Source organism: Rhodoferax sp., from assembly GCF_011391645.1.
In the GTDB taxonomy this organism is placed as follows: Bacteria; Pseudomonadota; Gammaproteobacteria; order Burkholderiales; family Burkholderiaceae_C; genus Rhodoferax.
Map to the genome: position 1 here is coordinate 1 of NZ_JAABQC010000155.1, position 3,361 is coordinate 3,361.

Genomic DNA, 3,361 nt, shown 5'->3' on the forward strand with positions numbered 1-3,361 from the left:
TATGCGAATGTAGTGATGTGTATTTTGATGAGGTTCACGGCAATGTTCTTTGACAAAGATCAAAGGATTAGGGGAAAACCCCTGATGTCTCTGCTGGCTGGAGATTCTGGCAGTTCGGTATCCAGTGAAGGCCGTTTTCAGACGGCTGAAAGCCTCGCCGGTGAAGCAGAATTCAATCGGTCCAAGTGTTTCGAATTCAAAAAAAAGCCAGCTTGCGCTGGCTTTTTCTGGATGACCAGGTCGAGTTACTTGGCCATGTCTACACCATAGAAGCTGTGGCGGCCGAACGGGCTCAGTTTGAAACCGATGACTTCCTTGCGCACGGGTTTGATCTGCACGGCGTGGGCAATGGTGAACCAGGGCGCCTGTTGCTTGAAGATGACCTGGGCTTGCTCGTAGAGCTTGGCGCGCTCAGCCGGATTGGAAACCACCTTGGCTTTAAGGATCAGGTCTTCAAAAGGCTGGTAGCAGAATTTGGCAACGTTGGAACCGTTCTGCTTGGCCGAACTGCATCCCAGCAGTGTGTTGAGGAAGTTGTCCGGGTCACCGTTGTCACCGGTCCAGCCCAACATGCCCATCTGGTGTTCACCGGCCTGCATGCGCTTGCGGTACTCGCCCCATTCAAAACTCTTGATCTCGGCCTTGATGCCAACCTTGGCCAGATCGGCCTGCATCAGTTCAGCAATCCGCTTGGCATTTGGGTTGTACGGCCGTTGCACCGGCATGGCCCACAGGTCGGTGGTGAAACCGTCCTTCAGGCCCGCTGCAGCCAGAAGTTTTTTGGCTTCTTCGGGGTTGAAAGCATCGTCCTTGATGGACTTGTTGTAGGACCACTGGGTGGGCGGAATCGGGTTGATGGCGGGCACACCGGTGCCCAGGTAGACCGCATCCACAATGGCTTGTTTGTTGATGGCCATATTGACCGCTTTGCGCACGCGCACGTCGTCAAACGGTTTCTTGGTGGTGTTGTAAGCCAGATAGCCAACATTCAAGCCTGGTTGCTCCATCACCACCACATTGGGGTCTTTGCGGATGGCGGGCAGGTCGGCCGGGTTGGGGTAGGGCATGACATGGCATTCACCCTTTTGCAGCTTGGCCCAGCGCACCGAAGCATCGGGCGTGATGGAGAAGATCAGGTCATCGATCTTGGCCTTGCCAGCCCAGTATTGGGGATTGGCCTTGTAGCGGATGAGGGCGTCCTTTTGGTACTGCACCAGCATGAAAGGGCCGGTTCCAACCGGTTCCTGGTCGATTTTCTCGGGCGTGCCAGCCTTCAACATGGCAATCGCATATTCCTTGGACTGAACACCGGCGTATTGCATGGCGAGGTTCGACAGGAAAGGCGCTTCGGGCGCGTTGAGCACGATCTTGACCGTGTAGTCATCGACTTTGTCCACGGATTTCAGCAGCTTGGGCATGCCCATGTCGCCAAAGTAGGCATGGTTGGAACTGGTGACCTTGAAATAAGGGTCATTCTCTTTCCACTGGCGTTCGAACATGAACAAGATATCGTCGGCGTTCATGTCGCGCGATGGTTTGAAGTTCTTGTTGGACTGCCATTTCACGCCTTTGCGCAGCTTGAACACGTATTCAAGGCCATCCTTGGACACGGTCCAGCTTTCAGCCAAGCCAGGCACCACCTTGGTGCCGCCACGTTCGAAATCAACCAGGTTGTCATAAATTTGCTCGGTGGCGTCGAACGAGGTGCCGGTGGTGTTGACGCTGGGCGCAAAATTTTCAGGACTGCCTTCAGAGCAATACACCAGGGTCTTGGCGCCGACCTGCCCCACGGCCAGCAGAGCAGGCAGCGCCAGCGCGCACAGCGCGGTGCGCTTGAGCGCGAACTTGTGGTTTGATTTGATAGCCGTCATCTTGTGGACTCCTACAGGTAAATGCTGCCGGGCAGCGGGTTGATTAAGCGGGTTGGATAAATTGTTCTGCCAAGTGACAAGCCACTTGCCTGCCTGCCAGTTCGCGCAACGCCGGGCGCTCATTGTGGCACTGTGCCGTCACGTGTGGGCAGCGGGTTGAAAAAACGCAGCCGCTCGGCGGATTCAGTGGCGAAGGCAGTTCACCCGTGAGCACGATGCGCTTCTTGGCGGCGCCAGTGCCGACGATGCCAGGGGTTGAAGCCAGCAGCGCCTGTGTGTAGGGGTGCAAAGGCTGCGCAAATATGGTTTTCTTCTCACCCTGCTCCACAGCATGGCCGAGGTACATGACCAGCACGTCGTGGGCAATATGGCGCACCACGCCGAGGTCGTGCGATATGAACAGGTAGGCCAGCCTGAGTTCCTGCTGCAGATCAGCCAGCAGGTTGAGCACCTGGGCTTGGATCGACACATCCAGCGCCGACACCGGCTCGTCGGCCACGATCAGGGCCGGCTTGAGCATCAGCGCGCGGGCAATGGCGATGCGCTGGCGCTGGCCGCCCGAAAACATGTGTGGGTAGCGGTCGTAGTGCTCTGGGCGCAACCCCACCAGCGCCAGCATGGCGCGGGCCTGCTCGGCACGCGTTTTGGCGTCCAGGTTGGTATTGATCTCCAGTGGCGATTCAAGAATGGCGCCAATTTTCTTGCGCGGATTGAGCGAGCCGAACGGGTTTTGAAACACCAGTTGCACCGTGCGCCGCAAGGCGTGGCGCTCGGCGGCGCTGGCTTTCATCACGTCGACACCACCCAATGAAAGTTCGCCCGCGGTGGGGGTTTCGATCAGTGACACCATGCGTGCCAGGGTGGATTTGCCACAACCGGATTCACCCACCACCGCCAGCGTCTTGCCGGGCTGCACGGTGAACGACACGCCGCTGACCGCTTGCAGATGGTCGGCCGGATGCATGAAACCACGGCTGATCTTGTAAACCTGCTTCAGGTCGCGCGCCACCACCACGGGTGCCGAGTCTGTTCCAGTAGCCAAGGTGGACTGGTTCATGTGACCACCTCTTGCAATGGGTAATGGCAGCGCACCCAGCCGCTTTGCCACTCGCGCAGCGCGGGCCGCTCGGCGCGACAGTGGTTGTTGGCGTAGAGGCAGCGCGGCGCAAACAGGCATCCGGTGGGGCGGTCGTACAGTCCGGGCACCATGCCGGGGATGGTTGCCAAGCGGCTGGCGCCGTCACTGCGCTCGGGCATGGCGGCCAGCAGCGCCTCGGTGTAGGGGTGCTGCGGCGACTCAAAAAGGTCAAGCGCGCTGCGGGTTTCCATGATCTGCCCGGCGTACATCACCGCCACGCGCTGCGCCATCTCCGACACCACGCCCATGTTGTGCGTGATCAGCACCAGCGCCATGTTGAGGTCTTTCTGCAGGGTGCGCAACAGGTCGAGAATCTGCGCCTGAATGGTCACGTCGAGCGCGGTGGTGGGTT

Annotated in this window: 3 protein-coding genes; all 3 read right to left on the bottom strand. The window is 58.8% G+C overall.

From position 1 onward, the window contains the following. Window positions 1-245: 245 nt before the first annotated feature. Window positions 246-1,871: an ABC transporter substrate-binding protein gene (locus GPS82_RS13530; protein WP_296495596.1), complete on the bottom strand. Its 1,626-nt coding sequence runs from the start codon at window positions 1,869-1,871 to the stop codon at window positions 246-248. Window positions 1,872-1,914: 43 nt separating this feature from the next. After that, the gene (locus GPS82_RS13535; RefSeq protein ID WP_296495598.1) at window positions 1,915-2,928 is read right to left on the bottom strand and encodes a peptide ABC transporter ATP-binding protein; all 1,014 of its coding nucleotides are present in this window, start codon (window positions 2,926-2,928) and stop codon (window positions 1,915-1,917) included. After that, the coding region (locus GPS82_RS13540; protein ID WP_363717629.1) for an oligopeptide/dipeptide ABC transporter ATP-binding protein at window positions 2,925-3,361 on the bottom strand (437 nt) is incomplete at its 5' end. The genes GPS82_RS13535 and GPS82_RS13540, both read right to left, overlap by 4 nt.